Raw genomic sequence first — 4433 nt, 5'->3', positions numbered from 1 at the left:
AAGTCATCCGTGCAAAGTTGGTTTTCCGGGTCCTGTCCATACTCTACTAAATAATTAGTCCATGTCGTTAGAATGTCCCAATATTTCTTAGCATAATCTGCATTACCTTCAAGTTTCGAAATAGCTGCAGTTAGAATCACCATGTTACCACTTTCTTCAATCGGCATGTCACCACCATAAACTTGTCCGTTAGCTATTGGATAAGTACCTAAATCATGTGCTGCGAAAGGTTTATCCCAGCGACCGCTAGCACTATATTCAAAGATACTAGTCATCATTGCCTTTTGTAAATCAGGATTATAGACCAAAAACAGGGGAGCAGACGGATAGGTCAGGTCGACTGTATTGATACAACCATTACTGTTATTCTCTTTAGAGAACCACATCAGATTGCCTTCTTTGTCTGTAAATAGTTTGTGAGCAGAAATAACTTGACGATAGGCTGCAGAACAGATTTCTGCATATTTTTTACCACCAGCTTTTTCTGCATCGCTATAAATAAGCTCATCAAGTGCACGACAACGCTCCATGATGGATTGATAGTTGTCTCTTAGTTTTTCGAAAGCATCAAAAATCGTTACTTTACCATCATGCTTCCAATATCCCATACGTTTCTCATACATATATTCAATGGAATAAATGTCATCATAACCGATCATCAAGAAACCATCTTTACCATCTTTGGTAACAGTTCCAAAATTATGTACATAAGCCATTGCAGGAGTATTTTCTTCCCGACGAGTAATCCATTTGGTTTTACTTGAAGCTAAAGTTCCATTTTTAACAAAAGCTTCCTTCATTCCGCTATAGTCGCCCAAACTTATAGATTTTCCTGCTCCATTTACACTACCAAGATATACATATCCCCAGTCAGCACAAATCAAATCACCTTTACGATCACATATCGGCTGGTTGATGGTGCCAGCTTCTACATAACTAATACCATTTTTCGATAATGTACGTGCAATAGTAGGCTGGGTAGTCTCGTTCACTGCTAATACCGGAGTCGTTTCTATATAGAATTGTACATCATGCTCTTTTTTATCAAGAGGACGCACGCGATAGGAGATGTAGTTAATCGGAGTTGACAACAAATCCAAGTCATCTATCAATTGAGGTGCTGTAAATACAACATCTAATTCAACAGGTCCGCAGGTGAATGTATAGTAACTGGAAGTGGCTAGTACATCTACCGATTTCTGTATAGCCTCATTCTCAAATGTTACTGCATTTTTCTTTTCACGATATAAACCAAAATCCACATAAGAGCCTCCTGTCGTGTTATGACAATGTGCTGCAATCACATTTTTGCCATTACGAAGTTTTTTCTTGGCTTCATCTGAAAGTTTTAGGTTTACATTATTCTTCCATACGAGATCTGTAGCAACCAGTTTTTCTCCATTTAAATATAATTCGAATACATCGTCATGAGAATAAATAAGAAAAATATTCTCTGTTAAATCCAAATCATTTATTTCAAATGTACGTCGGATATAAATATCCGTATTATCTCCTTTCCATTCTGTGCGAACACGCGGCATATCTCGGCTACCGAAAGCTGCTTTACCTTTTTTCCAACTACTATCATCAAACTGGAATTCTTGCCATCCATTTGCTGGTTGACTATTAGTATATGCAGCCTCCCAACGTTCCACATTTGTCATGGGAGCAATAGGTATTAGAGCTACTTGATCTTTACCCAGGAAACGATACACTTTACCATCTACGCGTAAAGCCCCTACTAATGGCTTCTTAGCTGTAGTCCAGTGTTCTGTACTTCCTTCCATTAATTTATCATAAGGAGACCAGATAGAAAAGTGGGGATCTGAAACAACGATAGGTACCGATGGAGTACGTAGCGCTACCTCTTTTACTGGTTTAAATAAGTTGCCGGTTTGAGCATTTGCGAATAAACCGACCGAAAAGGCCATAACTGTTAGTAGTTTCTTCATAAATATTTTCTAATTAATCTACAATTTTAAGGTTACCCATCTACAATCTTGTTTACCTATAAAGAAAAACAAACCCTACGTTTTTTATTTTTCTTTTTACCTTCTTACTATTACCTCTTAAATGCAATCTTACCTTTCTTATCGCTATACCTAAATAATATATTAAAATCAGTACTGTCGAATATTGATTAATGCTAGTGGAAAAGTTTATATAGAATTGTGTATGTCAGGCAAGACCTAGGAGTCATACAAATCCATCTGGTTCCCATAGCATTTTATTTGTAACGCTACAAAATAATGGAATTAATGCTAAATATTAGGAAAATCTGTGTTCAAGAAAGGACAAAATCTATTCTTTTTTCATGTTTCGAATGTTTTTAAAGTGCAAAATAAGTCTCTTACAGTGTGCTTTGAGTAGTTTTTTTCCTTTTTGAGCAATATTTATCCACTTTTTTTTAAGATAGTACAATGTTTTTGGAGGTTCTAGCTTTTAACGATGAGATATTGCTCATTTCGGATAGCTTTTGTAACTTTGCAATACGAAAGCAATACAGATTTTACTATCGCAAAATATACTCCATATATTAAACCTAAGTACGTCACTCGAGAGGGGACTACTGTCCTTTATGTTCGATATAACTACAATCGAACTAAGCGTACGCTCATCTCTACTGGATACAGTATTAAACCGGAACACTGGGATTCTAAAAAGAGATGGATTAAGCGCGCTTGTCCAAACTATGACGAGATTGATGCCTGCCTGATTAGAATAACGTCCAAGCTTGGAGAAATTCTTACATATGCTAAGATAAACGGAATAAGTCCAACCGTAGATTTTGTTTTACTTGAACTAAAAAAGAATAGAGAATATGAATTACGTCCTAATCGAGTAGACATCTTTGACGCATTAGAAAGATATATTACAGAAAAAGCTCCAGTTGTTTCTGCAGATCAAATAAAAGACTACCGAACACTTCGCAAACATCTGGCCGCTTTCAAAGAACATTCATCGCAACCAATTACTTTCCATAACCTGAATCTTATATTTTACAATGAATTCATGGACTATTTATTTTATAAGGTTATAAAGCCCGATGGGAGTGTTGGTTTGCTCACTAATTCTGCAGGAAAAATTATACGTTTGTTAAAGGGATTTGTTAATTATCAAATAGATAAAGGAGTTATTCCTCCAATTGACTTGAAGCATTTTAAGGTCGTAGAAGAAGAAACTGATGCTATTTATTTAAGTGAAAAGGAACTTTCAACAATACACGAGTTAGACTTGTCAGATGATAAGCAATTGGAAGAGATTAGAGATGTTTTTATTACTGGGTGTTTTACAGGACTACGATATAGTGATCTCTCGACATTAAGTCCCGAACATATTGACTTAGATAATGAAATTATAAATCTCAAACAGAGAAAAGTGCATAAAGCTGTCATAATCCCTATGATCGATTATGTACCGGAAATACTCAAGAAGTACAACTATGATTTACCTAAAATTCCTAGATATATATTCAACGAAAGGGTTAAAGAATTAGGGCGAAGGGCAAAACTAAAACAAAAAATCGAAGTTGTTCGCAAAAAAGGAAAGGAACGGGAAAAGAGAGTCTATGAAAAATGGGAGATGATCTCTTCTCATACTTGCCGACGATCGTTTTGCACAAATATGTATTTATCCGGCTTTCCTGCCGGAGAACTTATGCGCATATCCGGGCATAAGAGTCCATCTGCATTCATGAGATATATAAAGGTTGATAATCTACAGGCTGCAAAAAGACTAAAAGAACTTCGAGCTAAACTTGCTAGGTAAAGATTGAAATATTTCATCTTAGTTATTTCAAATTATGTTCTATTTTTCATATATGCAGAAGAATTAAGATTCTATTGAGTTGCTAAATAGAAAAAAGAAAGTCACATTTACATCATATATATTCCTTTTATTGAATATATATAGCATATTTTTTATAAATATGTACTTTTCCCTACTATCGAAAAGATGTTTTGATATAATGAAACAAGTCGTTGGTTTAAAAGGAACATCTCCTACCTTTAAAAGAAACTACTTATTGGTTTAAAATAAACCACACTATGGACTCCTGAATGGAGTTCTAACATCTACTTTCCTTATTACCTTAAGCTATCACACAATAACATTTCTCTGCAAAATAGCATAAAAAAATAGATAAATCATTCCAGAAGGCTTTATTTACGTCGAATTCATTCAATAAGAGTAATTATTCAATCTATTTGATTCTTAATATCTTAAAATGCTGCTAGTTTTTATGTCATAAAAGAAATTACATGGATAAATGAAAAGAGAGAGAGGAAAAATATTCATTTTTTCAGATTAGTCCATTTCTCATCTTAGACTACCACTACATTTATCCATTAACTTTTTATTTATTAAAAGTCTGCTCATAAGTTAGAATTTTGTACTTCATTTAATAGCCATAACAACACAAAGACAATACAGAC

The 4433-nt window shown here is 34.5% G+C and carries 2 protein-coding genes; one reads left to right on the top strand and one right to left on the bottom strand.

From position 1 onward, the window contains the following. Positions 1-1952: glutaminase domain-containing protein (locus tag ACT8YW_RS21945; RefSeq protein WP_444107140.1), on the bottom strand; the 1952-nt coding region annotated here is incomplete at its 3' end. 532 nt (positions 1953-2484) lie between these two features. On the opposite strand from ACT8YW_RS21945, the gene ACT8YW_RS21940 reads away from it, so the two are divergent. Continuing rightward, positions 2485-3768, top strand: a complete 1284-nt coding sequence (locus tag ACT8YW_RS21940) for a tyrosine-type recombinase/integrase (protein ID WP_444107139.1) — start codon at positions 2485-2487, stop codon at positions 3766-3768. Positions 3769-4433 lie beyond the last annotated feature (665 nt).

Origin of the sequence: Bacteroides sp. (genome assembly GCF_052357945.1) — a bacterium.
Classification (GTDB): domain Bacteria; phylum Bacteroidota; class Bacteroidia; order Bacteroidales; family Bacteroidaceae; genus Bacteroides.
This window is presented reverse-complemented; position numbering and strand designations above follow the sequence as displayed.